The organism is Streptomyces sp. NPDC001750, assembly GCF_042892615.1.
Classification (GTDB): Bacteria; Actinomycetota; Actinomycetes; order Streptomycetales; family Streptomycetaceae; genus Streptomyces.
In genome coordinates this window covers 43,345-58,566 of the sequence record NZ_JBIAUE010000027.1, presented here as the reverse complement: position 1 = coordinate 58,566, position 15,222 = coordinate 43,345, and the positions used below count along the sequence as shown (strand labels likewise).

Sequence of the window (15,222 nt, the reverse complement as noted above, 5' to 3'; positions counted from 1 at the left end):
GGTCTGCGGGGATCGGGGGTCAGACGAAGGCCACGACTCGGGCCGGGGCGGCGCTCGCGCGGGCGAGCTTGATCGGGAAGAACGCCACCCGGAACCCCGACGGGGGCAGCGCGGCGAGGTTCGTCAGCTGCTGGACGATGAAGACCTCCCGTTCGCGGCCGGCCCGGTGGCCGTCCCACAGCACGGAGTTGTCGCCGCTGTCGCGGAACTTGCCCGCCATCACGGAGAAACTCAGGTCCCAGCCCGCGGCGTCGGTGCCCAGGACCTTTGCCCCGAGGTCGGCCAGGAACAACGTCGACTCGCGGCTCATGCCCGGGTAGCGGAAGAACTCGGGGTCGGACAGCCCGTACCGCTCCTGGCCGGTACGCAGCAGGACCGCTCCGCCGGCCGGGACCGGGGCGCCGTTGTCGGCGAGGGCGGACTCCAGCGCCTCGACGGTGATCGGGGCGTCCGGTTCGCACCGGTCGCGCAGGTCCAGCACGAGCGCCTCGCACCACAGCTCGTCCAGGGCGATGTCGGTGATGGTGCGGGCGGGCCTGCCCTCGCAGGTCGAGCCGTAGTGCAGCGGGGCGTCGACGTGGGTGCCGAGGTGGGAGTTGAAGTCGGTGAGCAGTTCCGCGCCCCAGCCCTCGCCGTCGGGCAGGTCCTCGACGCTGCAGTGCATGGCGGCGGCGAACTGCTCGCGGCCCTCGCCCGTCGGGTGCGCGTAGGTCACGGTGGGCGCGACCACCGAGGCGAGCGGGCGCAGCTGCTCGGGGAGCCGCTCGCGGTCGGCGGGATCCAGCGTCCTGGTGAGGTCGATCAGTTCCATGAGAGCCCTCCTTAGTTATTGGACGCTCATCATAGAACTGGACAGATAACATAGGCAAGGGTTCCCCGGCCCCGGCGCCGCCCGGCCGGCGTGACAGAATCGGCCGCGTCAAGCCGCCGCAACGTTGGGAAGGACACCGCGTGGGTGCGACCCGCAAGCAGGAGATCTCCGCCGAGACCCGGCGTCGGCTGGTGGCCGCCGCGTGGGAACTCGCCGCCGAGGGCGGGGCCGCCGCGGCGTCCGTCCAGGCCGTGGCGGAGCGCTCGGGCATCAGCCGGGGCTCCGTGGCCTGGCACTTCGGCTCGAAGGACGGGCTGCTGAAGGCGGTGATCGAGGAAGCGTTCCGGTGGGGCACGGACTTCATGCGCGAACGCCTGGCCGCCACCGGGCCGGACGCCGGAATCGAGGCGCTGCTCGAGGCGAACTTCGCCCTGATGTCCCGGCCCGAGGCGCACATCTTCTCGACACTCCTGATCGAAGCGGTGAGCCGCGAGTCGGCCCTGCGCACGACGTACGCCGAGGAGTACGCCAAGATCCGCGGCCTGTACGCCGACCACCTGCGCGCGACCGGCGCGCACGTCACCGACCCGGAGGCCGTCGCGGCGGCACTGCTCGGCGGCACCCTGGGCATCAACATCCAGCACCGCCTGGACCCGGCCCTGAACCGCCGACGGGCCGTGACCGCGATGACGGGCATCTACACCGACGCACTGTCCGGAACCGGAGCTGACACTCCGTCCGGCGCCTGACCCGCACCCGGCTCCGGGCCGCGCCGGACGAGGACGGTCACCAGTGCGCCGATCGATCCGACGAGCAACATGGGCACGGTGGTCGGCGCGGTGGCGACACAAGCCCGCCCCGCAGGAGTCCACCGAGCGGGCGCGTGATCGTCCTGCCGCCGAACACGAAGCCCGAAAGGCATGACCCCGTCGCGTGCCCGACGGAAGAGCTGCTGACAGCCGGCCGAACAGGCCGGTCACGCCCGGCCCGGGCCGAGGCAGCGGCTGCTGCGCAACGCCCGCCGGGACGCCGTCCTGGTCCGCGAGGACCTGCGTGCCTACGCCGCCGAGCATCTCGGCGCCGACGGTGTCGGAGTCGGAGGGCGGCTCGGGCTCGCCGGACATCACCCGCTCGATCGGCATCGCCCGGCATACCGCGATTGCGCAGAAGGGCAACCGAGGCACCGGTCGGTCGGAGGACCGGACCTCCGGGCGATGCCGTGATCGATCCTCACTGTTTCAGGCGAGGGTGACCTCAACAGGCAGCTTCTTGATGCCGTTCACGAAGTTGGAGCGCACCCGCGGGATGTCTCCGGCGAGTTCGATGCCCGCCAGTCGGGGGATGAGCTCCTCGAACATGATGCGGATCTCGGTGCGCGCGAGCAGGTTGCCCAGGCACAGGTGGGGGCTGCCCTTGCCGAAGGTGACGTGGTCGTTGTCCTTGCGGGTCACGTCGAAGTCGTAGGGGTTGCCGAAGACGTCCTCGTCGCGGTTGCCGGAGGCGAACCACATGACGACCTTGTCGCCCTCCTTGACCCGCTTGCCGCCGAGTTCGACGTCACGCGTGGCCGTGCGGCGGAAGTGGTAGACGGGAGAGGCCCAGCGCAGGAACTCCTCCACCGCCGTGGGGATGAGGGAGGGGTCCTCCTGGAGGCGGGCGAGCTGCTCGGGGTGCTGGAGGAGGGCCAGCATGGAGTGGCTGATGGTGTGGCGGGTGGTCTCGTTGCCGGCGACGACGAGGAGCAGGAAGTAGTTGTCGAAGTCCTGCGGCGAGAGCGGCACCCCGTCGCGCGGGGTCTCGTTGACGAGCTTGGAGATCAGGTCGGTGCCGTCGCCGCCGCGCCGCTGCCGGGCGAGCTCGCGGCCGTACGCGAAGACCTCGAGGGAGGCGGGCGAGCGGAACGGCAGGTCGCGGTACTTCTCGCTCTCCTCGCTGGCCAGGAGGACATCGGCGTAGTCGGGGTCGGTGTTGCCGATGATGCGGTTGCCCCAGTCGATGAGCTGCTGGTTGTCCTCCGGGGGCACGTCCAGGAGGCGGGCGAGGACGTTGATGGGGAAGTCGGCGGAGACCTCCTTGACGAAGTCGAAGGTGCCCTTGGACAGGGCCGCGTCCAGCGTGGTGGCGGTCAGGCCGCGCAGGAAGTCGGCGTAACTGTTGATGACGCTTGCGCCGAACTGGCGCTGCAGGAGGCTGCGCATGGCGCGGTGGCGCACTCCGTCCAGCTCCAGGATGGAGGCGCGCTTCTTGATCTGGTCGTCGTCGACCTCCTCCAGGTTCACGAACCTGGTAGAGGTGAAGGTCTCGGCGTCCCGGTCGACGCGGGCGATGTCGGCGTGCCGGGTGACCGCCCAGAAACCGGAGTTGGGCGCTTCTTCCGGCTGCCAGTGGACGGGGTCCTCGTGGCGGAGGGTATGGAACATGCGCCACGGTGTGACACCGTCGGTGAAGTTGTCGAGATCAGCCAGGTTCACCTGGTCCAGGGGCATCGGTTCGTCGATGGCACCGGACGCGGACGGTGTGGTCGTCACGGAGGTCATGGGTTCGTCTCCTCGGCTTTACAGGTGGTAGGCGTACTCGGTGAACTCCCAGTCGGTGACGTGCCGATGGAAGCGTGCGACCTCGTCGCGCTTGTACGAGAGGTAGGCGGTGGTGAAGTCCTTGCCGAGCACGTCGGTCAGAGCGGTGTCCGCTTCCAGCGCGTCGAGGGCGTCGGGCAGGGTCATCGGCAGGACGGCGGACTTGGTGGTGTCGTAGCCGTAGCCCTCCAGTGGGGCGGCCGGCTCCTCGCCGGCCACGACTCCCAGGAGCGCTGCCGCGATGGTTCCCGCGATCAGCAGGTAGGGGTTCGCGCTCGCGTCTCCCAGACGCAGTTCGAGGCGGGTTCCGGAGCCGCGTTCCGGCGGGATGCGGACCATGGCGCTGCGGTTGTCCAGCCCCCAGTCGATCAGCCACGGCGCGAGGGTGTCGGGGCCGAAGCGCTTGTAGGAGTTGACCGTCGGGTTGGCCAGCGCGGCAAGTGCCGGGGCGTGGGCAAGGATGCCGGCCACCGCGTGGCGTGCGGTGGCGGTCAGGCCGTACGGCGCGGACGGGTCCGCGAAGCTGTTCTTGCCCTCGTCGTCCACGCAGGACAGGTGGAGGTGGAAGCCGGATCCGCCCGCGCCCTGGAAGGGCTTGGCCATGAAGGTGGCCAGCCGGCCTTCCTTGCGGGCCAGTTCCTTGACCGCGGATTTGAAGCGGAAGGCACGGTCCGCGGCCTCCATGGCGTCGGAGTGGGTCAGGTTGATCTCGAACTGCGAGCCGTCGAACTCGTGGTTGCCGCTGGTGATGTCGATGTCCAGGTCGCGCAGCAGGCGCAGGGTGCGCAGCAGGTGGTTGTCGCTGTCGGCGCGCAGGCCCGCTGTGTAGACGACGCCCGCGGCGTCGCTGTAGCGGCGCCAGCCCTGCGGGTTGTCGGAAGTCGCGTCGCACAGGAAGTACTCCAGCTCCGGGCCGACGACCGGGTTCAGACCGTACTCGCCGCATCGGTCGACGACCGTGCGGAGCAGATCGCGGGGAGACTCCGGTGCGGGCAGCTCGGTGGCCGGGTCGGTGACGTCGCCGAGGCAGCTGGCGACGCCGGGTTCCCAGGGCAGGGCGGTCAGGGTGTCGAGGTCGGGGCGTACACAGATATCGGGCAGGCCTGCGTCCAGTCCTCCAGGGACGGGGACCACATCGCCCTGGGGGTTGGTGTGGTAGACGGCGCGGCAGAAGGCGAGGCCGTGGTCGCAGGCCGAGGGCAGGTGGTCCAGCAGGACGTCCCGGGCGCGTTCGGTGCCGATGAGGTCGGGATAGGTCACCCGGACCACGTCGATGCCCTCGGCGGCCAGCCGCTGCATGTGGTGGCGGACGGATGGGATGTCGGATGCGCTCACCGGTGTCTCCTCTGGGGAAGTGGGGCGCCTCCCAGGGCTCGCGGCACTGGGGGAAGGGAGTGCGACGGCTTCGGACTGCGGAAAGGCGCAGGACACCGCTCGCTTGCTGGTGGCAAACGGTAGGAACGCCGGTCGCTCTCCCGCAAGGGTTCTGCCGCAGAAATTTATCCATACGGATAGCTATTGACCGGAGCCCGGCCGGTTTCTATGTTGTTTGACGCCAAACGAGTTAGGGGCCGGTGCTCACCGAGCCCCTTTGGCCGGGCCCCGGCCCCCGTGAGTCCGGGTCCCCCTTTTTCTCCCTTCCCTTTCCCGACGCTCCCCCCAGCACCAGGAGGACCGGTCATGCAGGTCGTCGTCGACATGAACAAGTGCCAGGACCACGGCCAGTGCGTCTTCGCCGCCCCCGATGTCTTCCGCTTCGACGACGACGGGCGTCTGGCCTACGTCGCCGACCCCGACGAGGCGCTGCGCGGTGATGTCGAGGAGGCCGCCGACGTCTGCCCGCTGCAGGCCATCCGGATCGAGGACTGAGCCGTGAGCGCACCCATCGTCGTGGCCGGCGCCTCCATGGCCGGGCTGCGCGCCGCCGAGCAGCTGCGCGCCGCGGGCTGGGGCGGGCCGATCACCCTGGTCGGGGATGAACCCCACATGCCCTACAACCGGCCTCCGCTGTCCAAGGAGGTCCTGGCGGGCAAGGCGTCCTTCGCCTCGCTCGCCTTCCGGCCCCGGGCCGGCGTCTCCGACGCGCGGTGGCTTCTGGGTACCAGGATCGTCCGCGCCGGCCTCGACCGGCAGGTCGTCGAACTCGACGACGGCGAGACCCTGCCGTACCGCGGTCTCGTCGTGGCCACCGGCATGCGCCCCCGGCGACTGCGCTGCCCCGGTCCCGTCGTCGGCCGGCACACCGTCCGCACACTGGACGACGCCAGGGGACTGCGCGAGGCGCTGACCCGGCCGGGTGTGCGCGTGGTCGTGGTGGGAGCCGGATTCATCGGCTGCGAGGTGGCCGCCACCGCCATGGCCCTCGGCGCCGCCGAGGTCACCGTGGTCGACCCGCTGCCGCTGCCCATGGTCGGACCGCTGGGCGAGCTGCTCGCGGGAGCACTGCTCAGGCGCCATGAACAGAAGGGCATTAGCTTCGCCCTCGGCACGGGGGTGACCGCCTTCCACGGCGACGACCGGGTCACCGGGGTGGCCCTGGCCGACGGCAGGGTCCTCGCCGCGGACGTGGTGGTGGAGTCGGTCGGCTCCGTGGCCAACACCGAATGGCTCGAAGGCAACGGCCTGGACCTCTCCGACGGCGTGCTCACGGACGAGCACCTGCGGGTCGGCGGACGCCCGGACGTGATCGCCGTCGGCGACGTCGCACGCTTCCCCAACTCCCGGTACGACGGCGTCCCGCGACGCGTCGAGCACTGGTCCATCCCCACCGACACGGCCAAGCACGCCGCGAAGGTGCTCACCGACCACCTCACCGGCGCCGACGGCGACCTCGCGCCGTTCGCGCCGCTGCCGACCTTCTGGAGCGACCAGCACGACTTCCGTCTCCAGTCCTTCGGCACCCCGGCTCTCGGCAAGGACGACGTACGCGTCCTGGACGGCGACCTCGACGGGGACGTCCTGTGCGGCTACCACCGCGCGGACCGCCTGGTCGGCGTCGTGGCCCTGGGCGGCCGGGCCGCCGCGGCGGCCGCCGCCCGCTACCGCGCCGAACTCCTCAAGCAGCCCTCTCCCACCACGTAAGGAACCCAAGTGGCCCGTGTCCGTGGATACTTCCACCCCAAGACGGCGACGGGTGCCTCGTCGCTGATCCCCTCTTCGCCGTGGCGCTACTCCGGCGACCTCCTCACCGTCGAATACCGCACCGACCCCTCCCGCGTGCGCGAGCTCCTGCCCGAGCCCTTGGAACTCGCCGACGAGGACCCCGGCGCCGTCGCGCTGATCTGGGCCGACTGGCAGTCCTGCTCCGCGTCGGGACAAGAACTGCTCGACCCGGTGCTCGCCCAGTACAAGGAGGCGTTCGCCGTCGTGCGCTGCACGTACAAGGGGCGGACCTACACGCGCTGCGTGTACATCTGGGTCGACAAGGACTTCGCCATCGCCCGGGGACTGCACCAGGGCTACCCGAAGAAGCTCGGCTCCATCCACCAGACCCGCCCGCACCCGTACGGGCCCGCGCCCCGCATGGAGGCCGGAGCCCGTTTCGGCGCGACCCTCGCCGCCGCGGACCGGCGCCTGGCCCAGGCCGTCGTCACCCTGCGCGAGCCGTCCGAGACCAATGGCTTCGTCAACGGCCACCCGATGGCCCACCACCGCTGGCTGCCCTCCATCGAGAAGGGCAAGGGCCTGGCTCTGGACGAGCTGGTCGAGTCCGGCGCCGCCTCGTTCGAGGGCGGGCAGTCCTGGGTGGGCGACGCCGATCTGGAGCTGTTCGAATCGCCCACCGAGGAGCTGGCCAGGCTGGAGGTCCGCGAGCCGATCGCCGCCTACTACCGGCAGATCGGCGTGGTGTGGGACGGCGGCCGGCTGCTGGAGTCGAACACCTCCGGCGCCGAGTGAGCCCGCGCCGCATCGATCACGAGGACCGTGAGGACATGAGCGAACACATCACCACCGTCGCCGGAGTCGCCGTCGACACCCGGCACTGGATCGGCGGCGAACGCGTCGCGTCCACCGAGACCTTCACCGATGTCTCCCCCATCGACGGCAGCGTCCTCGGCGAGATCGCCCGGGGCACCGCGCCGGAGGCCGCCGCGGCGGTCGCCGCCGCCAAGGCCGCCTTCCCCGCCTGGGCCGCCACCCCGCCCGCCGAGCGCGCCCGCATCCTGCACGCCATCGCAGACGGCGTCGAGCGACGGCTCGAAGAGCTGGCCGTCGTGGAGACGGCCGACAACGGCGCCCTCCTGCGCTCCCACCGCCGCGGTGTCATGCCCCGCGTCGCGCACAACTTCCGATTCTTCGCCGACTGGCTGCTGCGGCTCGGCCACGAGGACTTCGACACCCGCGGCCACACCAACCACGTCAGCTGGGATCCGGCCGGCCCCTGTGTGCTGATCACCCCGTGGAACGCGCCTTTGATGCTGGCCACCTGGAAGGTCGCGCCGGCGCTGGCGGCCGGGGACACCGTCGTCCTCAAGCCCGCCGAATGGTCCCCGCTGACGGCCTCGCTGCTCGCCGACATCGCCGCCGAGGCCGGGCTCCCGGCCGGTGTCCTCAACGTCGTCCAGGGGTACGGCTCCGAGATCGGCGACGCTCTCACCTCCCACCCGGACGTACGCCGCATCAGCTTCACCGGGTCCGTGCCGACCGCCCGTCGCATCGCCTCGTCGGCCGCGGCCAACCTCACCCCCCTCAGCCTCGAACTGGGCGGCAAGTCCCCGCTGCTGGTCTTCGCCGACGCCGACCTGGACCTCGCCGTCGACCTCGCCGTCGAGCAGTACGACAACGCCGGCCAGGTCTGCCTGGCCGCCACCCGCATCCTCGTCGAGGAGACGGTGGCCGAGGAGTTCACCCGCCGCTTCGTCGACAAGGCGTCACGCCTCCGGCAGGGCGACCCGCGCGACGAGGCCACCGACGTCGGCCCCAACATCCACCTGCGCCAGCTGGAGAAGATCGACGGTTTCGTGCGGCGGGCGCTCGCGGCCGGGGCCCGTGCGGTCATCGGCGGACACCGGGGCGAGGGACGGTACTACGCCCCGACCCTCCTCACCGATGTCGCCCAGGACTCCGAGATCGTCCAGGAGGAGGTCTTCGGCCCCGTCCTGACCCTGCAGACGTTCATCGACGAGGACGAGGCCGTACGCCTGGCCAACGACACCCGCTTCGGCCTCGCCGCCACGGTCGCCACCGGCGACGCCGAGCGCGCCGGACGGGTCACCGCACAGCTCGTCGCCGGCACGGTCTGGGTCAACTGCTTCTTCGTCCGGGACCTCCAGGCACCGTTCGGCGGCTCCCGCCACTCGGGGGTCGGCCGCGAGGGAGGCACCTGGAGCTTCGACTTCTACTGCGACCTCAAGAACACCGTCACCGCGCCGAAGGGATGGAAGGACCATGGGTGAGATCGTCGGGGCGGGCCTGCTCGCCCACGTCCCCACCATCGTGCTGCCCGAGGAGACCAGGCGGGAGCTGAACGGCGGCAAGGAGATCACCCTCGTCACCGGCCTGAGGCAGCTGCGCGAGGACGTCTTCGAGCGCGACGACTACGACACCGTCGTCGTCCTGGACTCCCACTGGGCGACCACCGTCGAGTTCGTCGTCACCGCTCAGCAGCGCCGCGCCGGCCTGTTCACCTCCGAGGAGCTGCCGCGCGGCATGTGCCGCATGCCCTACGACTTTCCTGGAGATCCCGAACTCGCCCACAACGTCGCCTCGTTCGCCGACAAGCACGGCACCTGGATCACCGCGATCGACGACGCGTACCTGCCCGTCTACTACGCCACGATCAACCTGTGGAAGTTCCTCGGCGAAGGCCTGCCGGACAAGCGGTGGGTGACCATCGGCGTCTGCCAGACCGGCGACATGGAGGACCATCTGCGCCTGGGCCGCGCCCTGGCCGACGGCATCGCCGCCACCCCCGGCCGACGCGTGCTGCTGATCGCGTCCGGCGCCCTGTCGCACACCTTCTGGCCACTGCGCGAGCTGCGCGACCACGAGGCGAGCGACCCGGCGCACATCTTCACCCCCGAGGCACGGGCGGCCGACCAGGAGCGGATCGCCTGGTTCCAGGAGGGCAGCCACGACAGGGTCCTCGACACCATGGACGAGTTCTGGAAGTACAAGCCCGAGGCCAGGTTCTTCCACTACCTGATGATGGCCGGCGCCCTCGGTGAGCAGGCGTGCAAGGCCAAGGCGCGCCAGTACGGCGCGTACGAGAACTCGATCGGCACGGGCCAGGTCCATCTCTGGTTCGACCGCCCGCGGGACGGCTGGACGGGCGTCGGCCCGTCCTCGCCCTCCGCCCCCCGCAGCCACGCCTAGAAAGGCTCCCGCCATGCCCGAGTACCGCCGCATCCTCCTCGACGGCGCCGCAGTGGAAACCCTTCGCGACGGAGACGAACTGGTCGCCGGTGACGGCCGGCGCGTCGCGATCGACGACGCCCAGCACCTGCCGCCCGTCGTTCCCTCGAAGGTGATCGCCGTCCACCTCAACCACCGCAGCCGGGTGGACGAGTTCCAGATCGGTCTGCCCGACACCCCCACGTACTTCCACAAGCCGACCTCGGCCCTGAACTCCCACAAGGGCGCGATCGTGCGCCCCGAAGGCTGCAAGTGGCTCAACTACGAGGGCGAGGTCGCCATCGTCATCGGCCGGACCGCGCGCAACATCTCCCCGGCCGAGGCGGGCGAACACATCGCCGGCTACACCGTGGCCAACGACTACGGCCTCCACGACTTCCGCGACACCGACGCCGGCTCCATGCTCCGCGTCAAGGGCTCCGACACCCTGTGCCCGCTCGGCCCCGGACTGGTCACCGACTGGGACTTCCGCGGCAAGCGACTGCGGACCTACGTCAACGGCGAGGTCGTCCAGGACGGCTCCACCGACGAGATGACGTGGGACATGCACTATCTCGTCGCCGACATCGCGCGCACCATCACCCTGTACCCCGGCGACGTGCTGCTGTCCGGCACCCCGGCCAACTCCCGGCCCGTCCGGCCCGGGGACGTCGTCGAGGTGGAGGTCGAAGGGCTCGGCCGGCTCACCAACCACGTCGTCACCGGACCGACCCCCGTCCGGGCCGACGTGGGGGCCCAGCCCACGGAGTCGGAGGAAGTGCTGTCCACCGCGCTCGGCGGCGACTGGGAGTTCCGCGGCATCCGGCCGCCGAAGCGCTGACCGGCACCCCCCGGTAGGGTCGGCCTCATGACGGACCCCGCCCGGCCCTCCGGCGAGCGCAGCCCCCGCAAGCGCGTGACGAACTACGGGACGGGCCGGGTGGCCCTGCTGGACGCCGCCGTACGCGTGGTGGCCCGGGGCGGGCTGCGCAAGCTCACCTACCGGGCCGTCGCCCAGGAGGCCGGTGTCACCCATGGGCTCGTCGTGCACCACTTCGGTTCGCGCGACGCGCTGATCGAGGAGGCCGTCACCCACGCCATCCGCTCCTCGTTGGCCAGCAGCACGCTCGACATCGGCACGGGCAGTCCGGCCGACTTCGCCACCGGTCTCGTGGACATGGTCGAGTTCGGCCCCGAGCTGCAGGCGTTCCAGTACGAGTTGCTTCTGGAGGCCCGGCGCAGGCCCGAGCTGCAGTCACACCTGCGCAGCCTCTACGAGGAGTACTTCGAGGCCACTCGACGTGAACTGGACCGTATCCTGCCCGGCCCGGCGAGCCGCGGCATGTCCCGGCTCGTCTTCGCGGCACTGGAGGGCCTGGTGCTGCACCAGCTGGTGTTCGGCGAGCGCGAGGCCACCGAAGAGGCGCTGACGGAGCTGAGGAGCCTTCTGGCAGGACTGGCCGAGGGGCCCGACGGGCGCTGACCCGTTCCATCGGGCCGTGGGCTGCCGGCCGTCCGGGCGCCGTGGCCCGGGCCTCGGTCACGTCCGCGTAAAGATCCGTGCGACGGCCGGCCCTCCCGTCCCTCAACCCCTTGCCAAGCGGATGGTTGCACCCCACGATGAGGCAACTCGTTTGGCCTGAAACGAACTCCCTCTCTTCTGGCAGGTGATCCGAGTGGACAGTCAGACGGCTTCCGCCGAGCGGACCGTACGGGACGCCCCCACTGCAGCCACACTCAAACCCAACGCCCTGGGTGTCCTGGGCATCCTCTTCTTCGTACTGTCCGGTCAGGCCCCACTGACGGGTATCGCGGGCGCCGCCCCGATATCGGTCGCCATCGGCAACGGCTCCGGTACTCCCGCTGCCTACGTGGTGGCCGGGGCAGTGATTCTGCTCTTCTCCGTCGGGTTCGTCGCGATGGGCCGGTACATCGTGGACGCCGGCGCCTTCTACACGTACATCGGCACGGGCCTCGGCCGTGCCGCCGGCGCCGGCAGCGCGAGCGTCGCCCTGTTCGCCTACTGCGTCATCCAGGCAGCGATGTACGGCCTGTACGGCTCGATCGTCAGCGGGCTCCTCGCCGACCACACTCCGCTCCACGCTCCGTGGTGGGTCTGCACACTGGTCACCATGGCCGTGGTGCAGGTCCTCGGCGCCGCGGGAATCGAGATGGGGGCGCGGGTCCTGGCCGTGTTCGTGCTCGCCGAATTCGGCATCCTGCTGCTCTTCGACCTGGGCACCCTTCTCGAGGGCGGCGGACCGGAAGGGCTCGGGGTGGCCGACAGTTTCTCCCCTTCGGCCGCTCTGCAGGGTGCGCCGGGCGTCGCCGTGATGTTCGCCCTGGCGTCGATGTTCGGCTTCGAGGCCACCGCCATCTACGGCGAGGAGGCAAAGAACCCCAAGAAGACGGTGCCGCGGGCCACGTACCTCTCGGTGATCGTGGTCACCGGTTTCTTCGCCCTCACCTCGTGGACGCTGATCTCGGCCCACGGCGCCTCGAGAGCGCCGGGGGCGGCGAATGCGGCACTGGCGAGCGGTGACTCCGCCGGCTTCGTCTTCGCGCCCGTGGCCGACCTGCTCGGCGGCTGGGTCGACGGCGTGCTGCCGGTCCTCCTGGCCACCTCACTGTTCGCCGGCGTCCTCACCTTCCACAACTCCGCCAACCGCTATCTGTTCTGCCTCGGCCGCGACGGCCAACTGCCCACGATGCTGTGCCGGCTGAACGACCGGCACGCCCCGTGGATCGCGGGCCGGGTGCAGACCGTCGTCGCCGCGCTCCTGGTCATGCCCTTCGCCCTGGCCGGCGAGGACCCGGTACTCACCCTCTTCTCCTGGTTCAGCGGGCTCGCGGTCCTGGCGATGATGCTGCTCTACCTGCTGACCTCGGTGTCGGTCGTGGTGTTCTTCCGCCGCCGACGGGCGGACACCGGAGTGTGGAACACCCTGTTCGCCCCCGTGCTGGGCGCGCTCGGCATCGCGGGTGCCATCTGGCTCATCCTGGCCAACTTCACCACCCTGATCGGCGGCGAGGCGAGCACGGCGCTGTGGCTGGTCCTGTCGGTGCCCGTCGTCATGGTGCTCGGTGTGGCCAACCACCGGATCCGCCGCCGACGCACCGCGCCCGGCACCGGCTGACACCTCGTGCCCTTGGCGCGCCCGGCGACCGGGCCCACGCCAAGGGCACGGCCCCGCCGCCCGCTTCCGCTCCGCTTCACCGACGTGGTCTGGAGGACCGCATGACCCACGCCACCCATGACGATTGGCTCCGCCGGGCCGAGGCGTTGGAACCGCCCGGCGTGCACCTGATCGACGGCGCCGACGAAGCCGGTGGCGGCGGCACGTTCTTCGTGGTGTCGCCCCGCGACGGACAGGTGCTGGCCGAGGTCGCCGATGCCGACGTGGCCGAGGTCGACGCGGCCGTCGCCGCCGCCCGCCGCGCTTTCGACGACGGCCCCTGGCCGCGCCTGTCTCCCGTCGGACGAGGGCGCGTCCTGCTGCGGTTCGCCGATCTCCTGGAGGAGCGGCGATCGGAGCTGGCGCTCACGGTCAGCCTGGAGATGGGCAAACCCGTCACCGATGCCCATGACATCGAGATGCGGGCCGTCATCAGCACCTTCCGCTGGTACGGCGGGCTCGCCGACAAGCTGACCGACGAGTCCCCGCACACCGCGCCCGACGCCCTGGCCCTCGTCACGCGGGAGCCCGCCGGTGTCGTCGGCGCGGTCGTCCCCTGGAACTTTCCCCTCACGCTGGCCGGCTGGAAGATCGCCCCGGCGCTGGCCGCCGGATGCACGGTCGTGCTCAAACCCTCGGAGAACTCGCCGCTGTCCGCGCTGCTGCTCGGGCGAATCGGTCTGGAGGCCGGATTGCCGCCGGGCGTTCTCAACGTCGTGGCCGGCGACGGACCGGTGGCCGGACGGGCCCTCGGACTGCACCCGGACGTGGACGTCCTCGCCTTCACCGGCTCCACCGCCGTCGGCCGCCACTTCCTGCGCTACTCCGCCGACTCCAACCTCAAGCGGGTCTGGCTGGAACTGGGCGGAAAGTCGCCCAACATCGTCCTGCCCGACGCCCCCGACCTGGAGAAGGCCGCGGCCACGGCCGCCTGGGGCATCTTCTTCAACCAGGGCGAGATGTGCACGGCACCCTCCCGGTTGCTGGTTCACACCTCCGTCGCCGAACATGTCACCGAAGCCATCGTGGCACGCGCCCGCGCACTGCGCGTGGGCGACCCCCTCGACCCCGCCACCGAGATGGGAGCCCTGGTCGGCGAGGACCATCTCGGCCGCGTGCTCGACCACGTCCGCACAGCCCTCGACGACGGCGCTCGCCTGCGCACGGGCGGCGCGCGCACCCGGACCGGGACCGGTGGCGTCTACCTCGAACCGACCGTCTTCGACCGGGTCGCCCCGGACAGCCGCCTGGCTCGTGAGGAGGTCTTCGGCCCCGTGCTGTCCGTCGTCACGTTCGACGACCTCGACGAGGCCGTCGCCCTCGCCAACGCCACCGAATACGGCCTCGCGGCCGGTCTGTGGACGTCCGACCTGTCCACCGCCCACAAGGTCTCCCGAGCTCTCAAGGCCGGCACGGTATGGGTCAACTGCTACGAGGAGGGTGACCTCACCGTGCCCTTCGGCGGGATGAAGCAGTCCGGCAACGGACGCGACAAGTCCGCCCACGCCCTGGAGAAGTACACCGAACTGAAGACGACTTGGATACAGCTGTGACCCACCGCCCGCTCATCGCGATCCCCGCCCGTTTCGCCGCCACCACCTCCGCCCTGCGCCACGCTGCGGAGGCCAACGCCCGAGCCCTGATCGACGCCGTCTGGCGGGCGGGCGGCGAGCCCGTCACCCTCCACCCGCACGCTCCCCGGGGCGAGGCCGATCCCGCCGAGGTCTCCGCCCGTCTCTCCCGGTTCGACGCACTCCTCCTCCCCGGCGGCGGCGACATCGCCCCCCACCGCTACGGAGCGGCCCACACCCACGAGGCCGTCTACGACGTGGACGACGAGCAGGACGCGTTCGACCTGGAACTCGCCCGGCAGGCCCTCGCGAACGCGTTGCCGTTGCTGGCCGTCTGCCGCGGACTCCAGGTGGTCAACACGGCCCTGGGAGGCACCCTGCACCAGGACATGGGCGGCCCCGGACGCGAACACCGCAATCTCCGGCACCCCGTCTCCTTCGCCCCCGGCTCCGCCCTGACCCGTATCACCGGCGCCGACAAGGCCGAGGCGTCCTGCTACCACCACCAGCACGTGGACCGGCCGGGGGAAGGACTGGCCGTCGCCGCCCGGGCCGCCGACGGAACGATCGAGGCGGTCGAGCTCACGCGGCACGACGGCTGGTTCCTGGCCGTGCAGTGGCACCCCGAGGACACCGCCCACGAGGACGCGGCCCAGCAGCGCCTCTTCGACGCGCTGGTGCGCGCCGCGCGGGGAGCCGCCTGAGTCCGTGTTCCCCGGCCCTCCACCGGGGAACACATCGGCCGGCCCCGCCGC

Annotated in this window: 14 protein-coding genes; 11 read left to right on the top strand and 3 right to left on the bottom strand. The window is 71.0% G+C overall.

Annotated features, from left to right (window positions below; translation table 11 throughout):
* Positions 1–19: 19 nt before the first annotated feature.
* On the bottom strand, positions 20–811 hold the full coding sequence (locus ACFYY6_RS31180; protein ID WP_351635199.1) for a cyclase family protein: 792 nt from the start codon (positions 809–811) through the stop codon (positions 20–22).
* Between the two features lie 140 nt (positions 812–951).
* Here ACFYY6_RS31180 and ACFYY6_RS31175 point away from each other — a divergent pair, with 140 nt between their 5' ends.
* A complete protein-coding gene (locus ACFYY6_RS31175) occupies positions 952–1,560 on the top strand; it encodes a TetR/AcrR family transcriptional regulator (protein WP_351519055.1) in 609 nt (202 codons plus the stop codon).
* A 489-nt stretch (positions 1,561–2,049) separates the two neighbouring features.
* On the opposite strand, the gene ACFYY6_RS31170 is transcribed toward ACFYY6_RS31175, so the two are convergent.
* Together ACFYY6_RS31170 and ACFYY6_RS31165 are read right to left on the bottom strand one after the other, a co-directional pair.
* Positions 2,050–3,348: a cytochrome P450 gene (locus ACFYY6_RS31170; RefSeq protein ID WP_351519057.1), complete on the bottom strand. Its 1,299-nt coding sequence runs from the start codon at positions 3,346–3,348 to the stop codon at positions 2,050–2,052.
* 18 nt (positions 3,349–3,366) lie between these two features.
* A complete protein-coding gene (locus tag ACFYY6_RS31165) occupies positions 3,367–4,722 on the bottom strand; it encodes a glutamine synthetase family protein (protein WP_389196788.1) in 1,356 nt (451 codons plus the stop codon).
* 345 nt (positions 4,723–5,067) lie between these two features.
* Here ACFYY6_RS31165 and ACFYY6_RS31160 point away from each other — a divergent pair, with 345 nt between their 5' ends.
* From ACFYY6_RS31160 to ACFYY6_RS31115, 10 genes are all read left to right on the top strand, one after another.
* The gene (locus tag ACFYY6_RS31160) at positions 5,068–5,256 is read left to right on the top strand and encodes a ferredoxin (RefSeq protein WP_335932777.1); all 189 of its coding nucleotides are present in this window, start codon (positions 5,068–5,070) and stop codon (positions 5,254–5,256) included.
* A 3-nt stretch (positions 5,257–5,259) separates the two neighbouring features.
* Entirely contained in the window at positions 5,260–6,468 is a 1,209-nt protein-coding gene (locus ACFYY6_RS31155; RefSeq protein WP_388652492.1) for an NAD(P)/FAD-dependent oxidoreductase, read from the top strand.
* 9 nt (positions 6,469–6,477) lie between these two features.
* Positions 6,478–7,284 carry an acetoacetate decarboxylase family protein gene (locus ACFYY6_RS31150; protein WP_351519062.1) on the top strand — a complete coding sequence of 269 codons (807 nt, stop codon included), beginning with the start codon at positions 6,478–6,480 and terminating at the stop codon, positions 7,282–7,284.
* A gap of 35 nt (positions 7,285–7,319) precedes the next feature.
* Positions 7,320–8,783: an aldehyde dehydrogenase gene (locus ACFYY6_RS31145; RefSeq protein ID WP_389196786.1), complete on the top strand. Its 1,464-nt coding sequence runs from the start codon at positions 7,320–7,322 to the stop codon at positions 8,781–8,783.
* Positions 8,776–9,702, top strand: a complete 927-nt coding sequence (locus ACFYY6_RS31140) for a 3,4-dihydroxyphenylacetate 2,3-dioxygenase (RefSeq protein ID WP_351635193.1) — start codon at positions 8,776–8,778, stop codon at positions 9,700–9,702. The genes ACFYY6_RS31145 and ACFYY6_RS31140 overlap by 8 nt, the downstream gene beginning before the upstream one ends.
* A 13-nt stretch (positions 9,703–9,715) precedes the next feature.
* On the top strand, positions 9,716–10,561 hold the full coding sequence (locus tag ACFYY6_RS31135) for a fumarylacetoacetate hydrolase family protein (protein ID WP_351519065.1): 846 nt from the start codon (positions 9,716–9,718) through the stop codon (positions 10,559–10,561).
* Between the two features lie 27 nt (positions 10,562–10,588).
* Positions 10,589–11,203: a TetR/AcrR family transcriptional regulator gene (locus ACFYY6_RS31130; protein WP_389196783.1), complete on the top strand. Its 615-nt coding sequence runs from the start codon at positions 10,589–10,591 to the stop codon at positions 11,201–11,203.
* A 193-nt stretch (positions 11,204–11,396) separates the two neighbouring features.
* Positions 11,397–12,857 carry an APC family permease gene (locus ACFYY6_RS31125; protein ID WP_389196781.1) on the top strand — a complete coding sequence of 487 codons (1,461 nt, stop codon included), beginning with the start codon at positions 11,397–11,399 and terminating at the stop codon, positions 12,855–12,857.
* Positions 12,858–12,958: 101 nt separating this feature from the next.
* Positions 12,959–14,449 carry an aldehyde dehydrogenase gene (locus tag ACFYY6_RS31120; protein WP_389196779.1) on the top strand — a complete coding sequence of 497 codons (1,491 nt, stop codon included), beginning with the start codon at positions 12,959–12,961 and terminating at the stop codon, positions 14,447–14,449.
* The gene (locus tag ACFYY6_RS31115; protein WP_351519069.1) at positions 14,446–15,171 is read left to right on the top strand and encodes a gamma-glutamyl-gamma-aminobutyrate hydrolase family protein; all 726 of its coding nucleotides are present in this window, start codon (positions 14,446–14,448) and stop codon (positions 15,169–15,171) included. Before ACFYY6_RS31120 ends, ACFYY6_RS31115 begins: the two co-directional genes overlap by 4 nt.
* Positions 15,172–15,222 lie beyond the last annotated feature (51 nt).